The organism is Pseudomonas sp. rhizo25 (assembly GCF_031931935.1).
GTDB lineage: Bacteria > Pseudomonadota > Gammaproteobacteria > Pseudomonadales > Pseudomonadaceae > Aquipseudomonas > Aquipseudomonas synxantha.
Map to the genome: position 1 here is coordinate 309468 of NZ_JAUJXA010000001.1, position 24649 is coordinate 334116.

Genomic DNA, 24649 nt, shown 5'->3' on the forward strand with positions numbered 1-24649 from the left:
AGAAAGGAAAGCCGATCGATGCCCCAGGTGGATCCCGAACTCTTCGACCGCGGCCAGTTCCAGGCCGAGCTGGCACTGAAGGCGAGCCCCATCGCCGCCTTCAAGAAGGCCATCCGCCAAGCCCGCGAGGTGCTCGACGTACGCTTTCGCAGCGGTCGGGACATCCGTCGCCTGATCGAGGATCGCGCCTGGTTCGTCGATAACATCCTGCAAAAAGCCTGGGAACAGTTCAGCTGGAGTGCAAACGCCGATATCGCCCTGGTGGCGGTCGGCGGCTACGGTCGCGGCGAACTGCACCCCTACTCCGACATCGACCTGCTGATCCTGCTGGACAGCGCCGACCATGAGATCTTTCGCGATTCTATCGAGCGTTTTCTGACGTTGCTGTGGGACATCGGCCTGGAGGTCGGCCAGAGCGTGCGCTCGGTGGCCGAGTGCGCCGAAGAAGCCCGCGCCGACCTGACGGTGATCACCAACCTGATGGAAAGCCGCACCATCGCCGGCCCCGAACGCCTGCGCCAACGCATGCTCGAAGTCACCAGCACTGCACACATGTGGCCGAGCAAGGATTTCTTCCTGGCCAAGCGCGCCGAACAGAAGGCGCGGCACCACAAGTACAACGACACCGAATACAACCTGGAACCCAACGTCAAAGGCTCCCCGGGCGGGCTGCGGGATATCCAGACGATTTTGTGGGTGGCGCGCCGCCAATATGGCACGCTGAACCTGCGTGCCCTGGCCGGCGAGGGCTTCCTGGTGGAAAGCGAAAACACCCTGCTGGCCTCGTCCCAGGAGTTCCTGTGGAAGGTGCGCTACGCCCTGCACATGCTTGCCGGGCGTTCCGAAGACCGCCTGCTGTTCGATCACCAGCGCTCCATCGCCACCCTGCTGGGGTTTGAAGGCGAAGACGCGAAGACCAGCATCGAAAGCTTCATGCAACAGTATTATCGGGTGGTCATGAGCATCGCCCAGCTCAGCGACCTGATCATCCAGCACTTCGAAGAGGTGATCCTGGCTCCCGAAGACGAAGCGCCGCCACAGCCGATCAATGCGCGCTTCCAGTTGCACGATGGCTATATCGAGGCACGCAACGACAACGTGTTCCGCCGCACCCCGTTCGCCATGCTGGAAATCTTCGTGCTGATGGCCCAGCAGCCGGACATCAAAGGCGTGCGCGCCGACACCATCCGCCTGCTGCGGGAAAACCGCCACCTGATCGACGACGAATTTCGCAACGATATCCGCAACACCAGCCTGTTCATCGAGCTGTTCAAGTGCCGCATCGGCATCCACCGCAACCTGCGGCGCATGAACCGCTACGGCATCCTCGGGCGCTATCTGCCGGAGTTCGGCTTTATCGTCGGGCAAATGCAACATGATCTGTTCCACATCTATACCGTCGACGCCCACACCCTGAACCTGATCAAGCATCTGCGTAAGTTGCAGTACACCCAGGTGTCAGAGAAATTCCCGCTGGCCAGTAAGCTGATGGCCAAACTGCCCAAGCCCGAACTGATCTACCTGGCCGGCCTGTATCACGATATCGGCAAGGGCCGGCATGGCGATCACTCGGAAATTGGCGCGGTGGACGCCGAAGCCTTCTGCCAGCGTCACCAGTTACCCCTGTGGGACAGCCGCCTGATTGTCTGGCTGGTGCAAAACCACCTGGTGATGTCGACCACTGCCCAGCGCAAGGATTTGTCCGACCCGCAGGTGATCCACGATTTCGCGGGAGTCGTCGGCGATGAAACCCGCCTCGACTACCTGTATGTGCTGACGGTCTCCGACATCAACGCCACCAACCCCACGCTGTGGAATTCCTGGCGTGCCAGCCTGTTGCGCCAGTTGTATACAGAGACCAAGCGCGCCCTGCGCCGCGGCCTGGAGAACCCGGTGGATCGCGAAGAACAGATCCGCCGCACCCAGAGCGCGGCCCTGGATATCCTCGTACGCGGTGGCAACGACCCGGACGACGTCGAGCAACTCTGGTCGCAACTGGGTGACGATTATTTCCTGCGCCACACCGCCGGCGACGTAGCCTGGCACAGCGACGCGATCCTGCAGCAACCGGCCGATGGCGGCCCTTTGGTGCTGATCAAGGAAACTACCCAGCGCGAATTCGAAGGCGGCACGCAGATCTTCATCTACGCGCCGGACCAGCACGACTTCTTCGCCGTGACCGTGGCCGCCATGGACCAGCTCAACCTGAACATCCATGACGCCCGGGTCATCACCTCCAGCAGCCAGTTCACCCTCGACACCTACATCGTGCTCGACACCGACGGCGACTCGATTGGCGACAACCCGGCGCGGGTGAAAAAGATCCGCGAGGGCCTGACCGAAGCCCTGCGCAACCCGGACGATTACCCGACCATCATCCAGCGCCGGGTGCCGCGCCAGCTCAAGCATTTTGCCTTTGCGCCCCAGGTGACCATTTCCAACGATGCCCAGCGCCCGGTAACGGTGCTGGAGCTCAGCGCACCGGACCGCCCAGGCCTGCTGGCACGCATCGGCGGGATCTTCCTGGAGTTCGACCTGTCATTGCAGAACGCCAAGATTGCGACCCTTGGCGAGCGGGTGGAAGACGTGTTCTTTATTACCGATGCCGACAACCAGCCGCTGTCCGACCCGGAACTGTGCCGACGTTTGCAGGACGCCATCGTCCAGCAATTGAGCGTGACCCAGGAACCTGGCGTTGAGCTGACGCGCCTGACCATTTGAACACCCGGCTTATTGTGGGAGGGAGCAAGCCCCCTCCCACCTTAGATCTGCTTTGTCCGGCACATCGCATTACAACTGAATTAAACGAGATCTTCGATGAACAACGCCCTTAACCAGTTGCAGCCCTACCCCTTCGAGAAATTGCGCGCTCTGCTCGGCAGTGTCACGCCGAACCCGGACAAACGCCCGATCGCGCTATCCATCGGCGAGCCCAAGCACACGTCGCCAGCATTCGTTGCCGAGGCATTGAGCAACAATCTCGACCAGATGGCGGTGTACCCCACCACCCTGGGCATCCCGGCACTGCGCGAAGCCATCGGCGCCTGGTGCGAACGCCGCTTCAACGTGCCCAAAGGCTGGTTGGACCCGGCGCGTAACATCCTGCCAGTCAACGGCACCCGTGAAGCGCTGTTCGCCTTTACCCAGACCGTGGTCAACCGCGGCGATGATGCGCTGGTGGTCAGCCCGAACCCGTTCTACCAAATCTACGAAGGCGCTGCGTTCCTGGCCGGCGCCAAGCCGCACTACCTGCCGTGCCTGGATGCCAACGGCTTCAACCCGGATTTCGAGGCGGTTTCGCCGGATATCTGGAAGCGCTGCCAGATCCTGTTCCTATGCTCGCCAGGCAACCCGACCGGCGCGCTGATCCCGGTGGACACCCTGAAAAAACTCATCGCCCTGGCCGACGAATACGACTTCGTGATCGCCGCCGACGAGTGCTACAGCGAGTTGTACTTCGACGAACAAACCCCGCCGCCGGGCCTGCTCAGTGCCTGCGTCGAGCTGGGGCGCCAGGACTTCAAGCGTTGCGTGGTATTCCACAGCCTGTCCAAGCGCTCCAATCTGCCAGGCCTGCGCTCGGGCTTCGTGGCCGGTGATGCCGACATCCTCAAGAGCTTCCTGCTGTACCGCACCTACCACGGCTGCGCGATGCCGGTGCAAACCCAACTGGCGAGCATTGCCGCCTGGCAGGACGAGGCCCACGTACAGGCCAACCGTGACCTATATCGCGAAAAGTTCGACGCGGTGCTGGCGATCCTCAAGCCGGTACTGGACGTACAAAGCCCGGACGGCGGTTTTTATTTGTGGCCGAACGTGAATGGCGATGATGCCGCTTTCTGCCGTGATTTGTTCGTAGAGGAACACGTGACCGTGGTGCCGGGCTCTTACCTGTCGAGGGACGTGGATGGCGTCAACCCAGGCGCCGGGCGTGTGCGCATGGCGTTGGTTGCACCGCTAGCTGAATGCGTGGAAGCGGCCGAGCGGATTCGAGACTTTATCCAACGGCGCCGATAAAGGCCCATGGGTCACTTCATGTGACCCAGGTTCGCCTCACTCATATCCAATTCTGCCAGCACTTCCCTCAAAACGTCATCGCCAATCTGGTGATGACGGCTCAAGCTATATAGCTCCAGGCGTTGTGCACGCAGGGCCTTGAGCCGCAGTTTGCGCTCCAGCTGATCCATCTGTTGCGCCAGCGCCTGGGCTTCGGCCGAATCATTGAAGACCTCCAGTTGGTGGCGGTATTCCGACATCAGCCGGGCCTTGAGCTCCGTAGCCAATGCAGCCTGGGCCGCATCCGACGGTTCGGCCTCTGCGGGCTCCTCAGCCTCGAGAGCATGAATTGCCGCCACGGCAGTCTTTTTCCACGCCTCGCGCACCTCGTTATGGCGCTTTTCATCCGGGCTCTTCTCTACGCCGCGCAATAGCAGCGGCAGCGCAATACAGGCAGCAACCAGCGACAACAGGATCACTCCCGCAGCGATAAAGATCAGCAAGTCGCGCTCAGGAAAATCCTGCCCCGGCGCCAACAGCAACGGCACCGACATGACACCGGCCAAAGTCACTGCCCCGCGTACACCGCCGACGGTCAACAACCAGCAGGAACGGGCGGTGGGCACCAGGGTGAGCGCACTTTTCCCACGCAGCCTGCGGAGCAAGCCCGACAGGCGCCAGATGCTTTGCACCCAGATAAAACGTAATACCACCAGCACCAGGAAGATCGCCACCACATCCAGGCAGCGATACAACAGGGTGGGCCACAGCGTGGTTTCGTGACTCACCACCGCCTTGATAATGTCCGGCAATTGCAAGCCGAGCAGCAGGAAGATCAGGCCGTTGAAGGCGAATTCCAGCAACGACCAGACACTGCGATTGAGCAAGCGCGTACTGGTCTGGCGTGGCAGCAGGTCCAGCCAGCTCTGCATCATGCCCGCCGCCACCGCCGACAAAATGCCCGAAGCGCCCAGGCGCTCGGCCAGCACGTAGGCAGCAAAGGGCAGCAATAGCATGAACACCACATGGGTCGCCGGATCATCCCAGCCCCGCGCGATCATCCAGGCGCGCAGGCGGCCGACCAGCCAGCTCAACGCCACGCCGACCGCCAGGCCACCCACGGCGACCAACACAAACGTCAGGCTGGCATCCGCCAAGGAAAACACCCCGGTCAACGCCGCCGCCAGGGCGAACTTGAAGGTCACCAGGCCCGACGCGTCGTTCATCAGCGCCTCGCCTTGGAGCATATGCATCAGTGGCTTGGGCAAACGGTTCTGGGAAATGGCCGACACTGCCACAGCATCCGTCGGTGATAAAACTGCTGCCAGGGCGAAGGCCACCGGCAACGGAATCGTCGGCAATATCCAGTGAATGAAATAGCCGGCGCCAACCACCGTGAACAATACCAGCCCTACCGCCAGCGTCAGGATTGGACCGCGCAGACGCCACAATTCGCGCTTGGGCATGCGCCAGCCATCCGAGAACAGCAGTGGCGGCAGGAACAAAAACAGGAACAGCTCCGGGTCCAGGGCCACATGCAGCCCCAGCGTGGGCCAGGCCAACAAGGCTCCGGCGGCAATCTGCACCAGCGGCAGGGGCAGAGGAATGACACGCCCGACAAGGCGCGAAACGCTGACCAGCATCAGCAGGATAAGAACGGTATAGGCAGTTTGCATAACGCGGGTTTCCCGGACAATCGACTTGCAACGACACACGTGAGGCAACAACTGGCCGTTGAAGTGCCATATTACCCGGCTATGTTACCTGCTCATGCTACGCGCAGGCTTTTGCACAAAAGTCGCAGAGTGTTGACGAGCGGCGCCGAAACTTGCTGGTCGTGGCATAATCCGTGACCTTTCATTTTCGTACGTCCAAAGGGGGGCAATTCCTTGACCGCTTCAAGCAAAACCTTGCACCTTTTCGGCATCAAAGCCTGCGACACCATGAAAAAGGCGCGCACCTGGCTCGATGAGCACGCGGTGAGCTACGAGTTCCATGACTACAAAACGGCCGGTATCGACCGCGAACACTTGACCCAATGGTGCAACGAGCACGGTTGGCAGGTGGTTTTGAACCGTGCGGGCACCACCTTTCGCAAACTCGAAGACGAACGCAAAGCCGATCTCGATCAGTCGAAAGCAATTGAATTGATGCTCGCACAACCCTCGATGATCAAGCGCCCGGTGCTCGATCTCGGTGACAGAACCCTGATTGGCTTCAAGCCAGAAAGTTATTCGGCGGCCCTCAAGTAGGCCAGCCTTCCATTTTTGTAGAGGTAACAGCATGTCCAATTCCCTGTTCAGCCTGGGCTTCGGCGTCGGCACTCAGAACCGCCAAGGTGCTTGGCTGGAAGTGTTTTACGCACAACCGTTGCTCAACCCGTCGGCAGAAATCGTTGCGGCCATTGCGCCGATCCTGGGTTACACCGAGGGTAACCAGGCGATCACGTTCACCATCAGCCAGGCGCTGCAACTGGCCGATGCACTCAAGAACGTCGACGCCACCCAAGCCGCGCTGCTAAACCGCCTGGCTGAAAGCCACACCCCACTGGTTGCCACACTGCTGGCCGAAGACGCCGCGCTGACCTCCACGCCTGAGGCCTACCTCAAGCTGCACCTGCTGTCCCATCGCCTGGTCAAGCCCCACGGCCTGAACCTGGCCGGCGTGTTCCCGCAGTTGCCGAACGTGGCCTGGACCAGCCAGGGCGCCATCGACATCAACGAACTGGCCGAACGCCAACTCGAAGCGCGCCTGCGTGGCGAGCTGCTGGAAGTGTTCTCGGTGGACAAGTTCCCGAAAATGACCGACTACGTGGTACCGGCTGGCGTGCGTATCGCTGACGCAGCACGTATTCGCCTGGGCGCCTACGTGGGCGAAGGCACCACCGTGATGCACGAAGGCTTCGTCAACTTCAACGCCGGCACCGAAGGCCCGGGTATGATCGAAGGCCGCGTATCGGCAGGCGTATTCGTTGGCAAAGGCTCGGACCTGGGCGGTGGCTGCTCCACCATGGGCACCCTGTCGGGCGGCGGCAATATCGTGATCAAGGTCGGCGAAGGCTGCCTGATCGGCGCCAATGCCGGTACCGGCATCCCGTTGGGCGATCGCAACACCTTGGAGTCGGGCCTGTACATCACCGCCGGCACCAAGGTTGCCCTGCTGGACGAGCAGAACCAATTGGTCAAGGTGGTCAAGGCGCGCGAACTGGCTGGTCAACCAGACCTGCTGTTCCGCCGCAACTCCGTGACCGGTGCCGTGGAATGCAAAACCCACAAATCGGCCATCGAACTGAACGAAGCGCTGCACGCTCACAACTAAGCAGCCACTCGATGCCACTAGCGGGCCGCACCTCCGGGGCGGCCCGCTTATACGAGTCTTGATCACCATGCTTGTGCCCTCCCCCTGGCGCGCCGATTTCCCGGCCATCGCCACCCTGCAACGGCAAGACCAGACCTATCTGGACAACGCCGCCACCACGCAAAAGCCCCAGGCCCTGTTGGATGCGATCAGCCATTACTACGCCAATGGCGCCGCCAATGTGCACCGCGCCCAACATTTGCCAGGAGCCCATGCGACCCAGGCCTTTGAAGACAGTCGAAGCAAGGTCGCACAGTGGTTGAACGCAGGTGACAGCGGGCAGATCGTGTTTACCCACGGCGCGACCTCTGCGCTGAACCTCCTGGCCTACGGCCTGGAGCACTTATTCAATGCGGGCGATGAGATTGTCATCAGCGCCCTCGAACACCACGCCAACCTGTTGCCCTGGCAGCAACTGGCCAAGCGTCGCGCGCTCACACTGGTGGTAATGCCCCTGGGTGATGACGGGGTGATCGATCTTGCGGCCGCCGCCGACTTGATCGGCCCGCGCACGCGCCTGCTCGCCGTAAGCCAGTTATCCAACGTACTCGGCGCCTGGCAGCCGTTGGAGGCCTTACTGGCGATGGCCAAAGCAAACGGCGCCTTGACCGTGGTGGATGGCGCCCAAGGCATCGTCCATGGCCGCCATGATGTGCAGGCCTTGGGCTGCGACTTCTATGTATTTTCCAGCCACAAACTCTACGGCCCCGACGGCGTAGGCGTGCTATTTGGCCGCAATGAAGCCCTGCATCACCTGCGTCATTGGCAATTCGGCGGCGAGATGGTGCAACAGGCGGATTACCAGAGCGCCAGTTTCCGTCCCGCGCCCTTGGGGTTCGAGGCTGGCACGCCGCCGATTGCCAGCGTGATCGGCCTGGGGGCGACCCTCGATTACCTGAGTTCCCTGGATCAGCCCGCCGTTATCGCCCATGAAGCGGCGTTGCACGACTACCTGTTGCGTGGGCTTAAAGCACGCAAGGGCGTACGCGTACTCGGATCGCCGCAAGTGGCGTTGGTCAGCTTTGTGGTGGACGGTGTGCACAATGCCGACCTCGCTCACCTTCTGACCGAGCAAGGCATTGCCGTACGCGCCGGTCATCATTGCGCCATGCCGTTGCTCAAGGCGATGCAGTTGTCGGGGGCCATTCGCGTCTCCCTGGCGCTCTACAACGATTCCGACGACCTGGAGCGCTTGTTTGAAGCGCTGGACCAGGCACTGGACATGTTGCGATGAACTTGCCAATTGACGCAGCAGCGGCACTCGAAGCGTTCCAGGCCGTCGGCAGCTGGGAGCAACGGGCCCGTATGCTGATGCAATGGGGCGAGCGGCTACCCGTACTGGCTGATGACGAAAAGGTTGAAGCCAACCTGGTGCATGGCTGCGAAAGCCGGGTATGGCTGGTGGGGCGCTTGCAGGACGGCCATTGGCAGTTTGCTGCCAGCAGCGAGGCGCGAATGATTCGTGGGTTAGTGGCGTTGCTGCTGGCGCGGGTCAATGGGTTGTCGGCGGCGCAGTTGCAGGCGGTTAATTTGCCTGGTTGGTTCAATCAACTTGGGCTTTCCCGCCAGCTTTCACCGTCGCGCAGCAATGGCCTGAATGCCGTGTTGCAGCGCATGCGTGAATTAAGCCGTACACACAACTAAATCTGGGGAGGGGGCTTGCTCCCGATAGCGGTGGATCAGGTACATATATCAATCTGACACACCGTAATCGGGAGCAAGTCGAATCGTCGCACCGCCCTTCCCACATTTGGATCTATGTTCGACAGTGGGATCTAGGTGGGCTTGACCCGTTCCGAAGGTCTGCGCACTCCTGCCACGATCTTGTCCACCGCCTTGGTCGCCGCCACCATGCCGAACGTGGCGGTCACCATCATCACCGCGCCAAACCCTCCTGCGCAGTCAAGCTTGACCCCATCACCGACAAAACTCTTCTGCAAACAGATGCTGCCATCCGGCTTGGGATAGCGCAGCTGCTCGGTGGAAAACACGCAGGGCACGCTGTAATGACGGGTCACCGTGCGCGAAAAGCCATAGTCGCGGCGCAAGGTAGAGCGCACTTTCGAGGCCAGGGGGTCATTAAAGGTACGGTTCAGGTCGCACACCTGGATCAATGTCGGGTCAATCTGCCCGCCGGCGCCGCCGGTGGTAATGATCTGGATCTTGCGGCGCTTGCACCAGGCGATCAGCGCCGCCTTGGCGTTGACGGCGTCGATGCAGTCGATCACGCAGTCGATGTTCGGGGTGATGTACTCGGCCATGGTGTCGCGAGTGACGAAATCCGCCACGGCATGCACGCTGCAATCCGGGTTGATGCCTCGCAGGCGCTCGGCCATTACCTCGACCTTGGGCTTGCCCACGGTGCTGTCCAGGGCATGCAGCTGCCGGTTGCTATTGCTGACACAGACGTCGTCCAAGTCAAACAGTGAAATCTCGCCCACCCCGCAACGGGCAATCGCTTCCGCCGCCCAGGAGCCTACGCCGCCGACGCCGACAATTGCCACATGGGCCGCTTTCAAGCGTTCCAGGCCCTCAATGCCGTACAAGCGGGCGACGCCTGCAAACCGCGGATCTTCTGTACTCATGATCATTACCCCAAAAACCGGCGCGCATTATGGACTACAGAGCGACAAGTTCGAAGCTTCCAGCTACAAGTAAAGAACTTAGGTGAACTTTCGCAGACTAACGTCCGGCTTTTCCTTGTCTGCTATACGCTCAGGGAGGGGCCGGTGTAGGATGCGCGCCGTTCGGCGTAGGCCGACACCTCTTTTCGTTCCACACCTTTTGGAACCCGAAATCGCCATGTCATCGCGTAAATTTGGACTCAACCTGGTGGTAGTGCTGGCAATTGCCGCGCTGTTCACCGGCTTCTGGGCGCTGATCAACCGCCCGGTCACTACCCCCAACTGGCCTGAACAGATCTCCGGGTTTTCCTACTCGCCGTTCCAGCAGGGCCAGTACCCGCAGAAGAACCAGTTCCCCACTGACGAACAGATGCGTCAAGACCTGGCGATCATGAGCAAGCTGACGGACAACATCCGTACCTACTCGGTCGACGGTACCCTGGGTGACATCCCCAAGCTGGCCGAAGAGTTCGGTCTGCGCGTGACCCTGGGGATCTGGATCAGCCCGGATCTTGAACGCAACGAGCGTGAAATCCAGCGCGCCATCGAAATCGCCAACACCTCGCGCAGTGTTGTGCGCGTGGTGGTCGGCAACGAAGCGTTGTTCCGTAAAGAAATTACCCCCGAAGACCTGATCGTACTGCTCGACCGCGTACGCGCCGCCGTGAAAGTGCCAGTGACCACCTCCGAGCAATGGCACATCTGGGAAAAGAACCCGCAACTGGCCAAGCACGTTGACCTGATTGCCGCGCACATCCTGCCATTCTGGGAATACATCCCGATGGACAAGGCCGGCCAATACGTGATCGACCGCGCCAAAGACCTGAAGAAAGCCTTCCCGAAAAAACCGCTGCTGCTGTCGGAAGTTGGCTGGCCGAGCAACGGCCGTATGCGCGGTGGCAATGAATCGTCCCCGGCCGACCAGGCGATTTACCTGCGCACGCTGGTGAACAAGCTCAATCGCCAGGGTTACAACTACTTCGTAATCGAAGCCTTTGACCAGCCTTGGAAGGTCAGCGACGAAGGTTCGGCGGGCGCCTACTGGGGCGTGTTCAACGCCGCACGCCAGCAGAAATTCAATTTTGAAGGCCCGGTGGTAGCAATCCCGCAATGGCGCGTGCTGGCCATCGGTTCGGTAGTGCTTGCATTGCTGTCCCTGACCCTGTTGATGATCGACGGTTCGGCCCTGCGCCAGCGTGGTCGTACCTTCCTGACCTTTATCGCGTTCCTGTGTGGGTCGGTGCTGGTCTGGATCGGCTACGACTACAGCCAGCAATACAGCACCTGGTTCAGCGTCACCGTGGGCATTCTCCTCGCTCTGGGCGCCCTCGGTGTGTTTATCGTGTTGCTGACCGAAGCCCACGAACTGGCAGAAGCAGTCTGGACCCACAAGCGTCGGCGTGAATTCCTGCCGGTGATCGGGGATTCGCACTACCGCCCGAAAGTGTCGATCCATGTGCCGTGCTACAACGAGCCGCCGGAGATGGTCAAACAGACCCTCGACGCCCTGGCCGCCCTTGATTACCCGGACTACGAAGTCCTGATCATCGACAACAACACCAAGGACCCCGCGGTGTGGGAACCGGTGCGTGACTACTGCCAAACCCTGGGCCCGCGCTTCAAGTTCTTCCACGTCGCCCCTCTGGCTGGTTTCAAGGGTGGCGCGCTGAACTACCTGATCCCGCACACCGCCAAGGATGCCGAAGTGATCGCAGTGATCGACTCGGACTACTGCGTGTCGCCCAACTGGCTCAAGCACATGGTGCCGCACTTCGCCGACCCGAAAATCGCTGTGGTGCAGTCGCCCCAGGATTACCGCGACCAGAACGAAAGCACCTTCAAGAAGCTCTGCTACGCCGAATACAAGGGTTTCTTCCATATCGGCATGGTCACCCGCAACGACCGCGACGCGATCATCCAGCACGGCACCATGACCATGACCCGGCGCTCAGTGCTTGAAGAACTGGGCTGGGCCGACTGGTGCATCTGTGAAGACGCCGAACTGGGCCTGCGCGTGTTCGAGAAAGGCCTGTCAGCGGCTTATTACCACGACAGCTACGGCAAGGGCCTGATGCCGGATACCTTTATCGACTTCAAGAAACAGCGTTTCCGCTGGGCCTATGGTGCGATCCAGATCATCAAGCGTCATACCGCCAGCCTTTTGCGCGGCAAGGACACCGAGCTGACCCGTGGCCAGCGCTACCACTTCCTCGCCGGCTGGCTGCCGTGGGTGGCCGATGGCATGAACGTCTTCTTTACCGTCGGCGCGCTGTTGTGGTCGGCGGCAATGATCATCGTGCCGACGCGGGTCGACCCGCCGTTGCTGATTTTCGCCATCCCGCCCTTGGCGTTGTTTGTGTTCAAGGTCGGCAAGATCATCTTCCTCTACCGTCGTGCGGTAGGTGTGAACTTGAAAGATGCGTTCTGCGCGGCGCTGGCTGGGTTGGCGCTGTCCCACACCATCGCCAAGGCGGTGCTGTATGGCTTCTTCACCACCAGCATTCCGTTCTTTCGTACGCCGAAAAACGCGGATAACCACGGCTTCTGGGTGGCGATCTCCGAAGCCCGCGAAGAAATGTTCATCATGCTACTGCTGTGGGGCGCAGCGCTGGGGATCTACCTGGTACAGGGCCTGCCCAGCAATGACATACGCTTCTGGGTGGTGATGCTGCTGGTGCAATCGCTGCCGTACGTGGCGGCGTTGATCATGGCGTTCCTGTCGTCGCTGCCCAAGCCGGCACCTAAGGCTGAGCCTGTGACTGCGGTGTAAAAACTTGCGCAATGCACTAAACGGCGGCCTCTGGCCGCCGTTTTGCTATAAGATAACGGCCCTTTTGTGTGCCCGCCCCGCTCTTCCAAATACGCTTTCCGGAGTTTCACCATGACGGCCCATGCCGACCTTTCGCCGACCCTTCAACTTGCCATCGACCTGATCCGTCGCCCATCGGTCACGCCGGTCGATGCCGATTGCCAGAAGCTGATGATGCAGCGCCTGGGCGACGCTGGTTTTGCACTTGAACCGATGCGCATCTTCGACGTGGACAACTTCTGGGCCACCCACGGCAAGCATGAGGGCCCGGTGTTGTGCTTCGCCGGTCACACCGACGTAGTACCGACCGGCCCGGTGCAGGCCTGGCAGAACGACCCGTTCGATGCGTTGATCGATGAAAATGGCATGCTCTGCGGGCGTGGCGCGGCGGACATGAAAGGCAGCCTGGCGGCGATGCTGGTGGCGGCGGAACGCTTCGTCACCGACTACCCGGACCACAAGGGTTCGGTGGCCTTCCTGATCACCAGCGATGAAGAAGGTCCGGCGCACCACGGCACCAAGGCTGTGATCGAACGCCTGGCGGCACGCAAGGAGCGCCTGGACTGGTGCATCGTCGGCGAACCGTCGAGCACAACCCTGGTGGGCGACGTAGTCAAGAATGGCCGTCGCGGCTCCCTCGGCGCCACCCTGACCGTACGCGGTGTACAGGGCCACGTGGCCTACCCGCACCTGGCGAAGAACCCGATCCACCTCGCCGCGCCGGCCCTGGCGGAACTCGCTGCCGAGCACTGGGATGACGGCAACACCTTCTTCCCGCCGACCAGCTTCCAGATTTCCAATCTCAACTCCGGCACCGGCGCCACCAACGTGATCCCCGGTGACCTGACGGCGGTGTTCAACTTCCGCTTCTCCACCGAGTCCACCGTCGAGGGCCTGCAACAACGGGTTGCGGCGATCCTGGATAAGCATGGCCTGGACTGGCATGTGGACTGGGCGCTGTCGGGCCTGCCGTTCCTCACCGAGCCGGGGGCTCTGTTGGATGCGGTATCCGCCAGCATCAAGGCGATCACCGGGCGCGAGACCAAGGCGTCGACCAGCGGCGGTACCTCCGATGGGCGCTTTATTGCCACCCTGGGTACCCAAGTGGTCGAACTGGGCCCGGTCAACGCGACAATCCACCAGGTCAACGAGCGCATTCTCGCCAGCGATCTGGATGTACTGACCGAAATCTATTACCAGACCCTGATCAAGTTGCTCGCCTGATGCTTGCCTGCCCCATTTGCAGCGCACCGCTCAACGCAGTGGACAATGGCGTGGCCTGCCCGGCCGGGCACCGTTTCGATCGCGCGCGCCAGGGTTACCTGAACCTGTTGCCGGTGCAGCACAAGAACAGCCGCGACCCGGGCGACAACCTGGCCATGGTCGAGGCACGCCGTGACTTCCTCAACGCCGGGCACTACGCCCCGGTGGCCAAGCGCCTGGCCGAGCTGGCCGACGAGCGCGCACCGCAGCGCTGGGTCGACATCGGCTGTGGCGAGGGTTACTACACCGCGCAAATCGCCGAGGCCCTGCCCAACGCCGATGGCTATGCCCTGGATATCTCCAAGGAAGCGGTCAAGCGTGCGTGCAAACGCAACCCAGACCTGACTTGGTTGATCGCCAGCATGGCCCGTGTGCCATTGGCCGATGCCAGCTGCCAGTTCCTCGCCAGTGTGTTCAGCCCTTTGGACTGGCAGGAAGCCAAGCGCCTGCTCAGCCCCGGTGGCGGTTTGATGAAGGTCGGCCCCACCAGCGGCCACTTGATGGAACTGCGCGAGCGCCTGTACGACGAAGTGCGCGAGTACACCGACGACAAACACCTGGCCCTGGTGCCGGACGGCATGAGCCTTGCGCACAGTGAAACCCTGGAGTTCAGCCTGAGCCTGGCCGCCCCCAAGGACCGCGCCAACCTGCTGGCGATGACGCCCCACGGCTGGCGTGCCAGTGCCGAGCGTCGCAGCGAGGTGATCGAGGCGGTTGAGCCACTGCTGGTCACTGTGTCGATGCGCTACGATTATTTCGTGCTTCAATAACCGCCTTTCAAGCATCCGCGAATGGATTTTCGAATCCCGCAACGAGGAACATCCATGCGCCAACCTGATATTGAGATTTACCTGAAAGACGCCGACGTCGATCACAAGGCCATCGCCGCCTGGCTCGGCGGCGCCCTGGGCCCGTGCACCGACTGGGTCCAGAAAGGCCAGACCTACAAGTGCAAGGCCGGCAGCGTGCCGGTCACCTGGCTGCCGAAAGCCGTCGGCAAGTGGAACAGCCTGTACCTGGAAAGCGACCAGACCCCGTGGGAAGACGACATCGCCTGCGCCCGCGCTGCGTTCGCCGCGCTGAACGTCGAAGTGCGCTGTGCACCGGGGACGTGGGTTGAGGAGGAAGGTGAGGAAAGTGCCGATACCTGGATTCGCATCAGCGTAGACGGTGAAGAACAGATCACCTGGAAAACCACCTGATCCTGGTCTGTAAACCCAATCAAAAGTGTGGGAGGGGGCTTGCTCCCGATAGCGGTGGGTCAGTTACTGAATACATTGACTGATACTCTGCCATCTGGAGCAAGCCCCCTCCCACATTGGTTCAGTGGTGAACTTACAAACCGACCACATCCTCGGCCTGCAAGCCCTTCTCACCCGTCACCACGGCATACTCCACCTGCTGGCCTTCGGCCAACGAACGGTGGCCTTCACCGCGAATGGCGCGGTAGTGCACAAAAACATCCTTGCCATCTTCCCGTTGAATAAAGCCGTAGCCTTTTGCATCGTTGAACCACTTCACATTGCCGGTTTCGCGCGTTGCCATCAGTTCACTCCCACTTGGTTTTTATTGTTGAGTCGGTGCATTGAACTGCCGAGTATAAGACAGGCTCAAAAACCATCAACTCAAGTTTACATCGCTGCTTTTTTGCCGATTTTTGGCGAATACGGCACACTACCCGCCCGAGCGCCTGCTCGGTTTTTTCCACTTGAAGCAGTTCGCCTATGACCCGCTCCCCGTTCCGCCGTCTGGTGTTTGGCACCTTGCGCCGACTGTTGTACCTCTGGGTTCGCTCGGAGACGATCAACCAGTCGTCCCTAACCCTTAACCTGGACCGCAGCCGGCCGGTTTTCTACGTCCTGCAATCACCCTCCCTCACCGAATTGGCTGTGGTCGATACCGAGTGCACCAAGGCCGGCTTGCCGCGCCCGGTGCTGCCAGTCTCAGTGGGGCCGTTGCTGGAGCCCGCAGCGTTTTTCTACCTCACCCCGGATCCGGACTGGCTCGGCCGCCAGGACAAGCGCGGCGCACCGCCCACCCTGACGCGCCTGGTCAACACCCTCGCCGAGCACGCCGAAGAGAATGCACAAATCATTCCGGTCAGCGTGTTCTGGGGACAATCCCCGGAGAGCGAGTCCAGCCCATGGAAATTGCTGTTCGCCGACAGCTGGGCCGTCACCGGGCGCCTGCGCCGGTTGTTGAGCATCCTGATCCTGGGGCGCAAGACCCGGGTGCAATTCTCCGCGCCTATCAACCTGCGCGAATTGATCGAGCACAATAAAGGGCATGAACGTACCGTGCGCATGGCCCAGCGCATCCTGCGTGTGCACTTTCGTAACCTGAAGACCGCGGTGATCGGCCCCGACCTGTCCCACCGACGTAACCTGGTGAAGGGCCTGGTCAATATGCCGCTGGTCCGCCAGGCCATCCTGGATGAGGCTGAACGGGAGAAGATCAGCCCGGAAAAAGCCAAGGTCCAGGCCCTGCGCTATGGCAACGAGATTGCCTCGGACTACACCTACACCGCGATCCGCTTCCTGGAAGTGGTACTGAGCTGGTTCTGGAACAAGATCTACGACGGCATCAAGGTCAACAACATCGAGGGCGTGCAGAAGGTCGCCCAAGGCTACGAGGTGATCTACGTACCTTGCCACCGCAGCCATATCGACTACCTGCTGCTGTCTTACCTGCTGTTCAAGAATGGCCTGACCCCACCGCACATCGCCGCCGGGATCAACCTCAACATGCCGGTGATCGGCAGCCTGCTGCGCCGTGGCGGGGCGTTTTTCATGCGCCGCACCTTCAAGGGCAACCCGCTGTACACCTCGGTGTTCAATGAATACCTGCACACCCTGTTCACCAAGGGTTTCCCGGTGGAGTATTTCGTCGAAGGCGGCCGTTCGCGCACCGGGCGCATGCTGCAACCGAAAACCGGGATGCTGGCGATTACCCTGCGCAGCTTCCTGCGCTCCTCGCGCATGCCAATCGTGTTCGTACCGGTGTATATCGGCTATGAACGCGTGCTCGAAGGCCGCACCTACCTGGGCGAACTGCGCGGCGCGAGCAAGAAGAAAGAATCGATCTTCGATATTTTCAAAGTGGTCGGCGCCCTCAAGCAGCGCTTTGGCCAAGTCGCCGTCAACTTCGGCGAACCGATCAAGCTGGCCGAATTCCTCGACGCAGAACAACCGGATTGGCGCGCCCAGGAACTGGGCCCGAACTATAAGCCGGCCTGGCTCAACGAAACCACCAACCGCCTCGGCGAGCAGGTGGCGCGGCACTTGAACGAAGCTGCAGCGATCAACCCGGTGAACCTGGTGGCCCTGGCACTGCTGTCGACCACACGCCTGGCCCTGGATGAGCAAGCCATGGCGCGTCAGTTGGACCTGTACCTGGCGCTGTTGCGCCGCGTGCCCTACTCGCCCCATACCACCCTGCCGGAAGGCGATGGCCTGGCGCTGATCAAGCACGTCAAGGACATGAAGCTGCTGTCGGAACAGAGCGACGCCCTGGGCAAGATCGTCTACCTGGACGAACAGAACGCCGTCCTGATGACCTACTACCGCAACAACGTGTTGCACATTTTTGCCCTGCCGGCGTTGCTTGCGAGCTTCTTCCAGAGCAGCTCGCGGATGAGCCGCGAACAGATCCTGCGCTACACCCGCGCGCTCTACCCGTACCTGCAATCGGAGCTGTTTATTCGCTGGTCGCTGGAAGAGTTGGACACCGTGGTCGACCAGTGGCTGGACGCGTTTGTCGAACAAGGCCTGCTGCGCTTCGAAAACGCTGTGTACCTGCGCCCGGCCCCGAGTTCGCGGCAGTTTGTGCTGCTGACGCTACTGTCCAAGAGCATCGCCCAGACCCTGCAGCGCTTCTACATGGCGATCTCGCTGCTGCTCAACAGTGGCCAGAACAGTATCAGCGCCGAAGAGTTGGAAGACCTGTGCACGATCATGGCCCAGCGCCTGTCGATCCTGCACGGCCTCAACGCCCCGGAATTCTTCGACAAGAGTCTTTTCCGACATTTCATCCAGACGTTGCTGGAGCAAGATGTGCTGCGCCGCGATGAAGCTGGCAAACTGGGCTATCACGACCTGCTTGGCGAACTGGCCGAAGGCGCGGCCAAACGCGTGCTGCCGGCCGATATTCGCCTGTCGATCCGCCAGGTCGCCTTGCACCGCGTGGATGGCGCCGCCGAGGCATCGGCCGAAGCGGATGCGGTGCCCCCTAAAGAAAGCCGCTAGATTGACTGAGGCGCCGGGCGGATTCCGGCGCCGTTGAAAAGGAGCAGCACCATGAAAAAGATCATCCTCCTTGGCCTGACAGCCCTGCTCGGAGCCTGCCACTCGATGACCCCAACCCCGAAGGCCAGCCTCGACGGCGAAGTGTTCTACCTGCAACGCATTGCCCTGCCGCCTGCCGCCACACTGAGCGTCAGCCTGCAAGACGTGTCCCTGATGGACGCTCCGGCCGTGACCCTCGCCGAACAGAAAGGCCCGGTCAAAGGCCAGGTGCCGCTGCCATTTCACCTGAGCTATGACCCAGCCCAGGTCAAGCCCGGTCACACCTACTCGGTGAGCGCTCGCATCGAGCTGGACGGCAAGCTACTGTTTATCACCACCGAGCGGCACGCCGTGCACCTCAATGGCCAGGATCCCCAACCGCTGCGCCTGCGGGTTGATGCGGTCGCACATTAATAATTTCCACGTCATAAGGAAGCGCCCATGCTTCGTAAAACTCTTCGCCTTACCGCCCTGTGCGCCGGACTGATGTTCGGTGCCAATGCCATGGCCCTGGATCTCGGTAGCCTGTCCCAGGGCGACGCCAGCGGTGGCCTCAAGGATGCCTTGACTCAGGGTGCGCAGATCGCCGTGAAGCAACTGGGTAAACCCGGTGGTTTCAGCGACAACCCGGAAGTGAAAATCGGTCTGCCGGGCAAACTCGGCAAAGTCGCCGACAAGCTGAAAATGTTTGGCATGGGTGACCAGGTCACGCAGCTGGAAACCAGCATGAACGCGGCGGCTGAAACCGCCGTGACCCAGGCCCAGCCGATTCTGGTCAACGCCGTGAAGAAGATGAGTGTGACCGACGCCAAGGGCATTCTCAGTGGTGGTCAGGACTCCGCCACTCAATACCTGGACAAAAGCAGCCGCGAGGAAATCCGCGCCAAGTTCCTGCCCATCGTCAAGGCCGCCACCGACAAAGTCGGAGTCGCCCAACAGTACAACGCCCTGGCCGGCAAGGCCGCAGCTTTCGGTGCCGTGGATGCCAAGAGCGCCAACGTCGAAAACTACGTGACCGAGCAGGCACTGGACGGGTTGTTCAAGATGATTGCGCAACAGGAAGAGACCATTCGCAAGAATCCGGCCGCTGCAGCCACCAGTCTGGCGAAAAAGGTGTTTGGGGCGCTGTAACCCTCAACTGCACCTGTTTACCACTGCGCCAAGGCCGCTTCTAACGGCCTTGGCGCAGTTGTTTCAGGCAACGCCCACTAATGGATCAACGAAAAAGCGGGTACAAGGGTCTGTGGGGCGAGTGATAGCCGCTGACCGGTTGTTGATGCTGGTATGTCGTCACGGGGCGGGTGTGGCTGAAGTGGGGACGGTGATGGCCCGAAGCCCCTTCATCAGGCCTGTAGGGTCGGGTGGTGCCAACGTCATCACGGGGAAAATGATTACCTAGCAAAGCCCCGAGAAACGCCCCTTTGAAAGCTGCAATGGCATTAAAAAACGACATGTAGAACTCTCCATATACTCATTGAAAACGGCTTGGCCGCCAGATGGCGATGCCAAGTCTTCTGCCTGTCCATCAGGCATTTCTGAGTCGGGGAAACAGGCGCAGGCGTTCCAACTGAGCTGCTGGGTGTTTGCATCAGCATGTAAATCGGCGCGGATAACCAGCCAACAGCCTGGCCCATGGAGCATTGCTTGATCGTAAACGGCAAACACTTCGCGAGGCGCGAAGTGCTTGCCGTTCACCCAATGACAAAAAAGTGACAAACGCTCACTCAATGCATTGAGCGTCCCAATTGGGTGTTGCTATTGGCATTGGCGTTGGCAATGCTGTTGTTGATTGTGATATTGCCCTTGGGCTGTGAATTGTCGTATTTAAAGGATTCGAGCGCATCAGTCAGCTCACGCCGACTGACAGAATCATTATCCGAATGCTTGTTGCAGCCCATCTGGTTTAGACCACCACCCAGCAGCATGCCGATCCCGGTATAAAAGTTACCCAATGCTTGTAGTAGCATCTCAGTTCCACCTCTATGAATGTTCTGGAAACTTGATCCTGGCGATAAAAAATCGACCGGATTAAATACCTGTCGAACAGGTAACCATATGTGGCAAGCGTGAAAAAAAGGTTCCCGCCCGGCTTACCAAAACATTCGCAGGTTTACACCCCATCCTTCCTGATTCTGAACCATGCCGCGTACAGCGCCGGCAAGAACAGCAGCGTCAACGCCGTCGCTACAATCAATCCGCCCATGATCGCTACGGCCATCGGCCCGAAGAACACGCTACGCGACAGCGGAATCATCGCCAGCACGGCCGCCAGGGCCGTCAGCACAATGGGGCGAAAACGCCGGACAGTGGCTTCGATGATCGCCTGCCAAGGCGCCAGGCCGGCCTTGATGTCCTGCTCGATCTGGTCGACCAGGATCACCGAGTTGCGCATGATCATCCCCGACAAGGCGATGGTGCCGAGCATGGCGACGAAACCGAAGGGTTGTCGGAATACCAGCAGAAACAGCGTGACGCCAATCAACCCCAACGGCGCGGTAAGGAAGACCATCGCCGTGCGTGAGAAGCTGCGCAACTGCAGCATCAGCAACGTCAGCACCACCACAATAAACAGCGGCACGCCCGCCTTCACCGAGTTCTGCCCACGAGCGGAGTCTTCAACTGTGCCGCCCACGTCCAGCAGGTAACCGTCCGGCAGTTCGGCACGCACCTGTGCGAGGGTCGGCAGGATCTGCTGGACCAATGTCGCCGGTTGTTCCTTGCCGTAGATATCGGCGCGCACGGTCACTGTCGGCAGGCGGTTGCGGTGCCAGATAATGCCCTCTTCAAAGCCATATTCGAGGGTAGCGATCTGCGACAGCGCCACGCTTCTACCGTTGTCAGTCGGCACCGCCAGGCTTGGCAGCAGCGACAACTCGGTACGTTCATGGACAGTGCCGCGCAGGAGGATCTCGATCAACTCATTGTCCTCCCGGTATTGGCTGACACTGGAACCGGTCAAGGAGCTTTGCAGGAATTTCGACAGGTTGGCGGTGCTCACACCCAGGGCGCGTGCACGGTCCTGGTCGATGTTCAGGTAGACGATTTTGCTCGGTTCTTCCCAATCCAGGTGCACGTTGACCACATGGGCGTTTTCGCGAACCTTGGCCGCCACTTTGCGGGCCAGTGCGCGGACTTCTTCAATGTGCTCGCCAGTCACACGAAATTGCACCGGGTAACCCACGGGCGGGCCGTTCTCCAGGCGGGTGACCCGCGAGCGCAGGTCGGGGAATTGCTCGTTGAGGGTTTCGATCAGCCAGGTGCGCAGGCTTTCACGTTCCTCGATAGTGTTAGCCAGCACCACGAATTGCGCAAAGCTGGCGGCCGGCAATTGCTGGTCCAAAGGCAGGTAAAAGCGCGGCGAACCGGTGCCCACGTAAGCCACGTAGTTATTGATGCCGGCGTGTTCCTTGAGCAACGCCTCCAGGCGCTTGACCTGGTCGGCGGTGTTGCTCAGGGAGGCGCCTTCGGCCAGTTTCAGATCGACCATCAGCTCCAGGCGCCCGGACGCCGGGAAGAACTGTTGCGGCACGAAGCGGAACAACGCAACCGAGCCAATGAACAACAACAAGGTCAGGACGATAACCGTCTTACGCCGACGTACGCACCACTCCACCAAACGTCTTACGCGCTGGTAGAAAGGCGTGCCGTAGGGATCAGGACCATCGGCGCCATGCTTGGCCGCATGAATCTTTGCCAGGTCCGGCAAGAGTTTTTCCCCCAGATAGGGTACGAACACCACGGCGGCCACCCAGGAGGCCAGCAACGCGATGGTCACCACCTGGAAGATCGAACGAGTGTATTCGCCAGTGCTCGATTGCGCGGTGGCAATCGGCAGGAAGCCCGCCGCCGTGATCAACGTACCGGTGAGCATGGGGAACGCGGTGCTGGTCCAGGCGAAGCTGGCAGCCTTGAGGCGGTCGTAGCCCTGCTCCATTTTGATCGCCATCATTTCCACAGCGATGATCGCGTCGTCCACCAGCAAGCCCAGGGCCAGGACCAGGGCGCCGAGGGAAATCTTGTGCAGGCCGATGCCGAGGTAATACATGCTGGCAAAGGTCATCGCCAGTACCAGCGGAATCGCCAGGGCAACCACCATGCCGGTACGCACACCGAGGGAGAAAAAACTCACCAGCAATACAATCGCCAATGCTTCGGCGAGTACCTGGACAAATTCGCCGACGCTGGTCTTCACCGCGGCCGGCTGGTCTGACACCTTGCGCAGCTCCATGCCTGCTGGAAGGTTCTTCTGCAAGCGTGCGAATTCACCTTCAAGGGCTTTACCCAGCACCAGAATATCCCCACCGTCGCGCATGGCCACGGCCAGGCCGATGGCGTCTGCGCCCATATAACGCATGCGCGGTGCCGGAGGGTCATTGAAGCCACGGTGGATGTCGGCCACATCACCGATGCGGAAGGTGCGATCCCCAACACGGATCGGGAAGTTGCGGATTTCCTCCACGGTTTTGAAATTGCCCGATACCCGCAACTGCACGCGCTCGCTCGGGGTTTCAAAGAAACCGGCGGTCGAGACCGCATTTTGCTCCTGCAACGCCTGCTGTACCGCGGCCAATGGCAACCCGAGGGTGGCGAGCTTGAGGTTGGACAGCTCGATCCAGATCTTCTCGTCCTGCAGGCCAAGCAGCTCAACCTTGCCTACGTCCGGCACCCGCTGCAGTTGAATCTGGATGCGGTCGGCGTAGTCCTTGAGCACGGCATAGTCAAAGCCGTCGCCGGTCAGCGCATAGATGTTGCCGAAAGTGGTGCCGAATTCATCGTTGAAAAATGGCCCCTGGATGTCGGGCGGCAAGGTCTGGCGGATGTCGCTGATTTTCTTGCGCACCTGGTACCACAGCTCAGGGATCCGTGCCGAAGGCATCGAATCGCGAGCCATGAAGGTCACCTGTGATTCACCGGGGCGCGAGAAGGACACGATGCGCTCGTACTCACCGGTCTCCATCAGTTTTTTCTCGATGCGCTCGGTGACTTGGCGCGACACCTCCTGGGCCGTGGCACCGGGCCAGTTGGTCTTGATCACCATGGCCTTGAAGGTAAAGGGCGGGTCTTCGCTTTGCCCAAGCTTGGTGTAGGACAAGGTGCCGACCACCGCCAGCAGGATCATCAGGAACAGTACGATCTGGCGATTACGCAACGCCCATTCGGAAAGATTGAAACCCATGGGACTACTCCTTGGCCGCCAGATTCACCACTCGGTTGGAGCGATCCACCGGGCGCACTTGCTGGCCCTCATGGAGCACATGCACGCCTGCGGCAACCACCCAGTCGGTGGGGGTCAAGCCTTCCAGTACCGGCACGGTTTTTTCACCGAAAGCGCCAATACGCACCGGGGTGCGCTCAAGCGTGTTGTCCGGCTGTACGCGCCAGACGTAGGACGCGCCATTCTCGGCGCTGAGGGCAGACAGCGGCACCGACAGTGGAATGACACCGTCAGCTTGTATGAACACACGGGCACTTTGGCCCAGCTCGGCGGGTACTTTGCCACCCGTGAAGGCAACGCGAGCGGCGAAGGTGCGTGATTTCGGGTCGGCGGCAGGTGACAGCTCACGAATGCGCCCGGCGAAGCGTTGATCCGGCTGGCTCCACAATTCCACCGACACCGCTTGGCCAATCTTGAAACGGCCAAAGCCATGTTCGGGCAGGCTGATCAATACCTCACGCTCGCCATCGGTGGCCAGGGTGAACAGCGTCTGGCCAGCGGAGACCACTTGGCCCACTTCCACTGCACGCTTGGCGACCACCCCGTCCTGGGGCGCACGCAGCACGGCGTAGCCGGCCTGGTTGCTCGAGACTTCGTGCTCGGCCTTGATCTGCTTCAGGCGTGCTTCACCCGCTCGGTAGAGGTTTTCGGAATTGTCGTACTGCGAACGGCTGACCATCTGACGATCCATCAGGGTCTTGTAGCGATCACGCTCTGCGCGCACCAGGCTCAGGTTGGCCTCGGCGGCAGCCACTTGGGCACGGGTGGCTTCCAGTTGCAGGCGCACATCTTGGGGGTCGAGTTCGGCAAGCGGCTGGTTGGCCTTGACCCGCTCCCCCTCCTCCACCAGGCGCTTGCTGACTTTGCCACCGATGCGAAAGGCCAGGTCTGGCTCATAACGGGCACGCACCTCGCCAGGGTAACTGTCCATTGCCTGCGCCGAGGGTTGCGGTTGTACCACCATGGCTGGGCGGACGCTGGTTTGGGTCGCTTCTTCATGGCCGCAGGCGGCCAACAGGAAGACCAGACTGACAGGCAAAGCAAGGGGCAGGACGGCGCTGCGCATGCTGAAGGACCTTTCGCAAATAGAGCTAGGAATAAT

At 60.7% G+C, this 24649-nt stretch carries 19 protein-coding genes; 13 read left to right on the forward strand and 6 right to left on the reverse strand.

The features are described 5' to 3' along the window. Window positions 1-18: 18 nt before the first annotated feature. Together QZR30_RS01480 and dapC are read left to right on the forward strand one after the other, a co-directional pair. The gene (locus QZR30_RS01480; RefSeq protein ID WP_311902866.1) at window positions 19-2721 is read left to right on the forward strand and encodes a [protein-PII] uridylyltransferase; all 2703 of its coding nucleotides are present in this window, start codon (window positions 19-21) and stop codon (window positions 2719-2721) included. A gap of 96 nt (window positions 2722-2817) precedes the next feature. Continuing rightward, entirely contained in the window at window positions 2818-4017 is a 1200-nt protein-coding gene (gene dapC / locus QZR30_RS01485) for a succinyldiaminopimelate transaminase (RefSeq protein ID WP_059398127.1), read from the forward strand. An 11-nt stretch (window positions 4018-4028) separates the two neighbouring features. Here dapC and QZR30_RS01490 read toward each other — a convergent pair whose 3' ends face one another. Then, a complete protein-coding gene (locus QZR30_RS01490; protein ID WP_046071282.1) occupies window positions 4029-5672 on the reverse strand; it encodes a Na+/H+ antiporter in 1644 nt (547 codons plus the stop codon). Window positions 5673-5939: 267 nt separating this feature from the next. Between QZR30_RS01490 and QZR30_RS01495 the strand changes: the two genes are divergently transcribed. From QZR30_RS01495 to QZR30_RS01510, 4 genes are all read left to right on the forward strand, one after another. Then, window positions 5940-6248, forward strand: coding sequence for an arsenate reductase (locus QZR30_RS01495; RefSeq protein WP_231984831.1), 309 nt, complete (start codon window positions 5940-5942; stop codon window positions 6246-6248). Window positions 6249-6279: 31 nt separating this feature from the next. Next, window positions 6280-7314, forward strand: coding sequence for a 2,3,4,5-tetrahydropyridine-2,6-dicarboxylate N-succinyltransferase (gene dapD / locus QZR30_RS01500; RefSeq protein ID WP_046071281.1), 1035 nt, complete (start codon window positions 6280-6282; stop codon window positions 7312-7314). 67 nt (window positions 7315-7381) lie between these two features. Beyond that, on the forward strand, window positions 7382-8587 hold the full coding sequence (locus tag QZR30_RS01505) for an aminotransferase class V-fold PLP-dependent enzyme (RefSeq protein ID WP_046071280.1): 1206 nt from the start codon (window positions 7382-7384) through the stop codon (window positions 8585-8587). Then, on the forward strand, window positions 8584-8997 hold the full coding sequence (locus tag QZR30_RS01510) for a SufE family protein (protein WP_311902867.1): 414 nt from the start codon (window positions 8584-8586) through the stop codon (window positions 8995-8997). Before QZR30_RS01505 ends, QZR30_RS01510 begins: the two co-directional genes overlap by 4 nt. A gap of 131 nt (window positions 8998-9128) precedes the next feature. Here QZR30_RS01510 and tcdA read toward each other — a convergent pair whose 3' ends face one another. Then, window positions 9129-9938 (reverse strand): tRNA cyclic N6-threonylcarbamoyladenosine(37) synthase TcdA, encoded by an 810-nt coding sequence (gene tcdA / locus QZR30_RS01515; protein WP_411741011.1) that lies wholly within the window; start codon window positions 9936-9938, stop codon window positions 9129-9131. 217 nt (window positions 9939-10155) lie between these two features. Between tcdA and QZR30_RS01520 the strand changes: the two genes are divergently transcribed. The 4 genes from QZR30_RS01520 to QZR30_RS01535 all read left to right on the forward strand — a co-directional run bounded on the left by QZR30_RS01520 (window position 10156) and on the right by QZR30_RS01535 (window position 15251). Next, entirely contained in the window at window positions 10156-12747 is a 2592-nt protein-coding gene (locus QZR30_RS01520; RefSeq protein ID WP_311902868.1) for a glycosyltransferase, read from the forward strand. A gap of 111 nt (window positions 12748-12858) precedes the next feature. Beyond that, on the forward strand, window positions 12859-14010 hold the full coding sequence (gene dapE / locus QZR30_RS01525; protein ID WP_046071276.1) for a succinyl-diaminopimelate desuccinylase: 1152 nt from the start codon (window positions 12859-12861) through the stop codon (window positions 14008-14010). Continuing rightward, a complete protein-coding gene (locus QZR30_RS01530) occupies window positions 14010-14819 on the forward strand; it encodes a putative RNA methyltransferase (protein WP_046071275.1) in 810 nt (269 codons plus the stop codon). Before dapE ends, QZR30_RS01530 begins: the two co-directional genes overlap by 1 nt. Before the next feature lie 54 nt (window positions 14820-14873). Next, window positions 14874-15251: a hypothetical protein gene (locus tag QZR30_RS01535; RefSeq protein WP_046071274.1), complete on the forward strand. Its 378-nt coding sequence runs from the start codon at window positions 14874-14876 to the stop codon at window positions 15249-15251. Window positions 15252-15384: 133 nt separating this feature from the next. Here the strand turns inward: QZR30_RS01535 and QZR30_RS01540 are convergent, their stop codons facing one another. Next, window positions 15385-15594: a cold-shock protein gene (locus QZR30_RS01540; protein ID WP_003219353.1), complete on the reverse strand. Its 210-nt coding sequence runs from the start codon at window positions 15592-15594 to the stop codon at window positions 15385-15387. Window positions 15595-15773: 179 nt separating this feature from the next. Here QZR30_RS01540 and plsB point away from each other — a divergent pair, with 179 nt between their 5' ends. The 3 genes from plsB to QZR30_RS01555 are packed head-to-tail and all read left to right on the forward strand — an operon-like array spanning window position 15774 to window position 19463. Next, entirely contained in the window at window positions 15774-18293 is a 2520-nt protein-coding gene (gene plsB, locus QZR30_RS01545; RefSeq protein WP_046071273.1) for a glycerol-3-phosphate 1-O-acyltransferase PlsB, read from the forward strand. Window positions 18294-18344: 51 nt separating this feature from the next. Continuing rightward, window positions 18345-18746, forward strand: a complete 402-nt coding sequence (locus QZR30_RS01550) for a YbaY family lipoprotein (protein ID WP_046071272.1) — start codon at window positions 18345-18347, stop codon at window positions 18744-18746. A gap of 27 nt (window positions 18747-18773) precedes the next feature. Continuing rightward, the gene (locus QZR30_RS01555) at window positions 18774-19463 is read left to right on the forward strand and encodes a DUF4197 domain-containing protein (protein ID WP_056847442.1); all 690 of its coding nucleotides are present in this window, start codon (window positions 18774-18776) and stop codon (window positions 19461-19463) included. Between the two features lie 593 nt (window positions 19464-20056). Here the strand turns inward: QZR30_RS01555 and QZR30_RS01560 are convergent. The 3 genes from QZR30_RS01560 to QZR30_RS01570 form a co-directional block, all read right to left on the reverse strand. Next, window positions 20057-20299, reverse strand: coding sequence for a hypothetical protein (locus QZR30_RS01560; RefSeq protein WP_046071270.1), 243 nt, complete (start codon window positions 20297-20299; stop codon window positions 20057-20059). A gap of 143 nt (window positions 20300-20442) precedes the next feature. Next, window positions 20443-23508: an efflux RND transporter permease subunit gene (locus QZR30_RS01565; protein ID WP_056847443.1), complete on the reverse strand. Its 3066-nt coding sequence runs from the start codon at window positions 23506-23508 to the stop codon at window positions 20443-20445. A gap of 4 nt (window positions 23509-23512) precedes the next feature. Beyond that, window positions 23513-24613: an efflux RND transporter periplasmic adaptor subunit gene (locus tag QZR30_RS01570; RefSeq protein WP_056847444.1), complete on the reverse strand. Its 1101-nt coding sequence runs from the start codon at window positions 24611-24613 to the stop codon at window positions 23513-23515. Window positions 24614-24649: the final 36 nt, after the last annotated feature.

Excerpts from the sequence above, each read along its gene's own strand:
- QZR30_RS01480 (WP_311902866.1), top strand. The coding sequence starts at position 19 with ATGCCCCAGGTGGATCCCGAACTCTTCGACCGCGGCCAGTTCCAGGCC.
- dapC (WP_059398127.1), top strand. The coding sequence starts at position 2,818 with ATGAACAACGCCCTTAACCAGTTGCAGCCCTACCCCTTCGAGAAATTG.
- QZR30_RS01490 (WP_046071282.1), bottom strand. The coding sequence starts at position 5,672 with ATGCAAACTGCCTATACCGTTCTTATCCTGCTGATGCTGGTCAGCGTT.
- QZR30_RS01495 (WP_231984831.1), top strand. The coding sequence starts at position 5,940 with ATGAAAAAGGCGCGCACCTGGCTCGATGAGCACGCGGTGAGCTACGAG.
- dapD (WP_046071281.1), top strand. The coding sequence starts at position 6,280 with ATGTCCAATTCCCTGTTCAGCCTGGGCTTCGGCGTCGGCACTCAGAAC.
- QZR30_RS01505 (WP_046071280.1), top strand. The coding sequence starts at position 7,382 with ATGCTTGTGCCCTCCCCCTGGCGCGCCGATTTCCCGGCCATCGCCACC.
- QZR30_RS01510 (WP_311902867.1), top strand. The coding sequence starts at position 8,584 with ATGAACTTGCCAATTGACGCAGCAGCGGCACTCGAAGCGTTCCAGGCC.
- tcdA (WP_411741011.1), bottom strand. The coding sequence starts at position 9,938 with ATGAGTACAGAAGATCCGCGGTTTGCAGGCGTCGCCCGCTTGTACGGC.
- QZR30_RS01520 (WP_311902868.1), top strand. The coding sequence starts at position 10,156 with ATGTCATCGCGTAAATTTGGACTCAACCTGGTGGTAGTGCTGGCAATT.
- dapE (WP_046071276.1), top strand. The coding sequence starts at position 12,859 with ATGACGGCCCATGCCGACCTTTCGCCGACCCTTCAACTTGCCATCGAC.
- QZR30_RS01530 (WP_046071275.1), top strand. The coding sequence starts at position 14,010 with ATGCTTGCCTGCCCCATTTGCAGCGCACCGCTCAACGCAGTGGACAAT.
- QZR30_RS01535 (WP_046071274.1), top strand. The coding sequence starts at position 14,874 with ATGCGCCAACCTGATATTGAGATTTACCTGAAAGACGCCGACGTCGAT.
- QZR30_RS01540 (WP_003219353.1), bottom strand. The coding sequence starts at position 15,594 with ATGGCAACGCGCGAAACCGGCAATGTGAAGTGGTTCAACGATGCAAAA.
- plsB (WP_046071273.1), top strand. The coding sequence starts at position 15,774 with ATGACCCGCTCCCCGTTCCGCCGTCTGGTGTTTGGCACCTTGCGCCGA.
- QZR30_RS01550 (WP_046071272.1), top strand. The coding sequence starts at position 18,345 with ATGAAAAAGATCATCCTCCTTGGCCTGACAGCCCTGCTCGGAGCCTGC.
- QZR30_RS01555 (WP_056847442.1), top strand. The coding sequence starts at position 18,774 with ATGCTTCGTAAAACTCTTCGCCTTACCGCCCTGTGCGCCGGACTGATG.
- QZR30_RS01560 (WP_046071270.1), bottom strand. The coding sequence starts at position 20,299 with ATGCTACTACAAGCATTGGGTAACTTTTATACCGGGATCGGCATGCTG.
- QZR30_RS01565 (WP_056847443.1), bottom strand. The coding sequence starts at position 23,508 with ATGGGTTTCAATCTTTCCGAATGGGCGTTGCGTAATCGCCAGATCGTA.
- QZR30_RS01570 (WP_056847444.1), bottom strand. The coding sequence starts at position 24,613 with ATGCGCAGCGCCGTCCTGCCCCTTGCTTTGCCTGTCAGTCTGGTCTTC.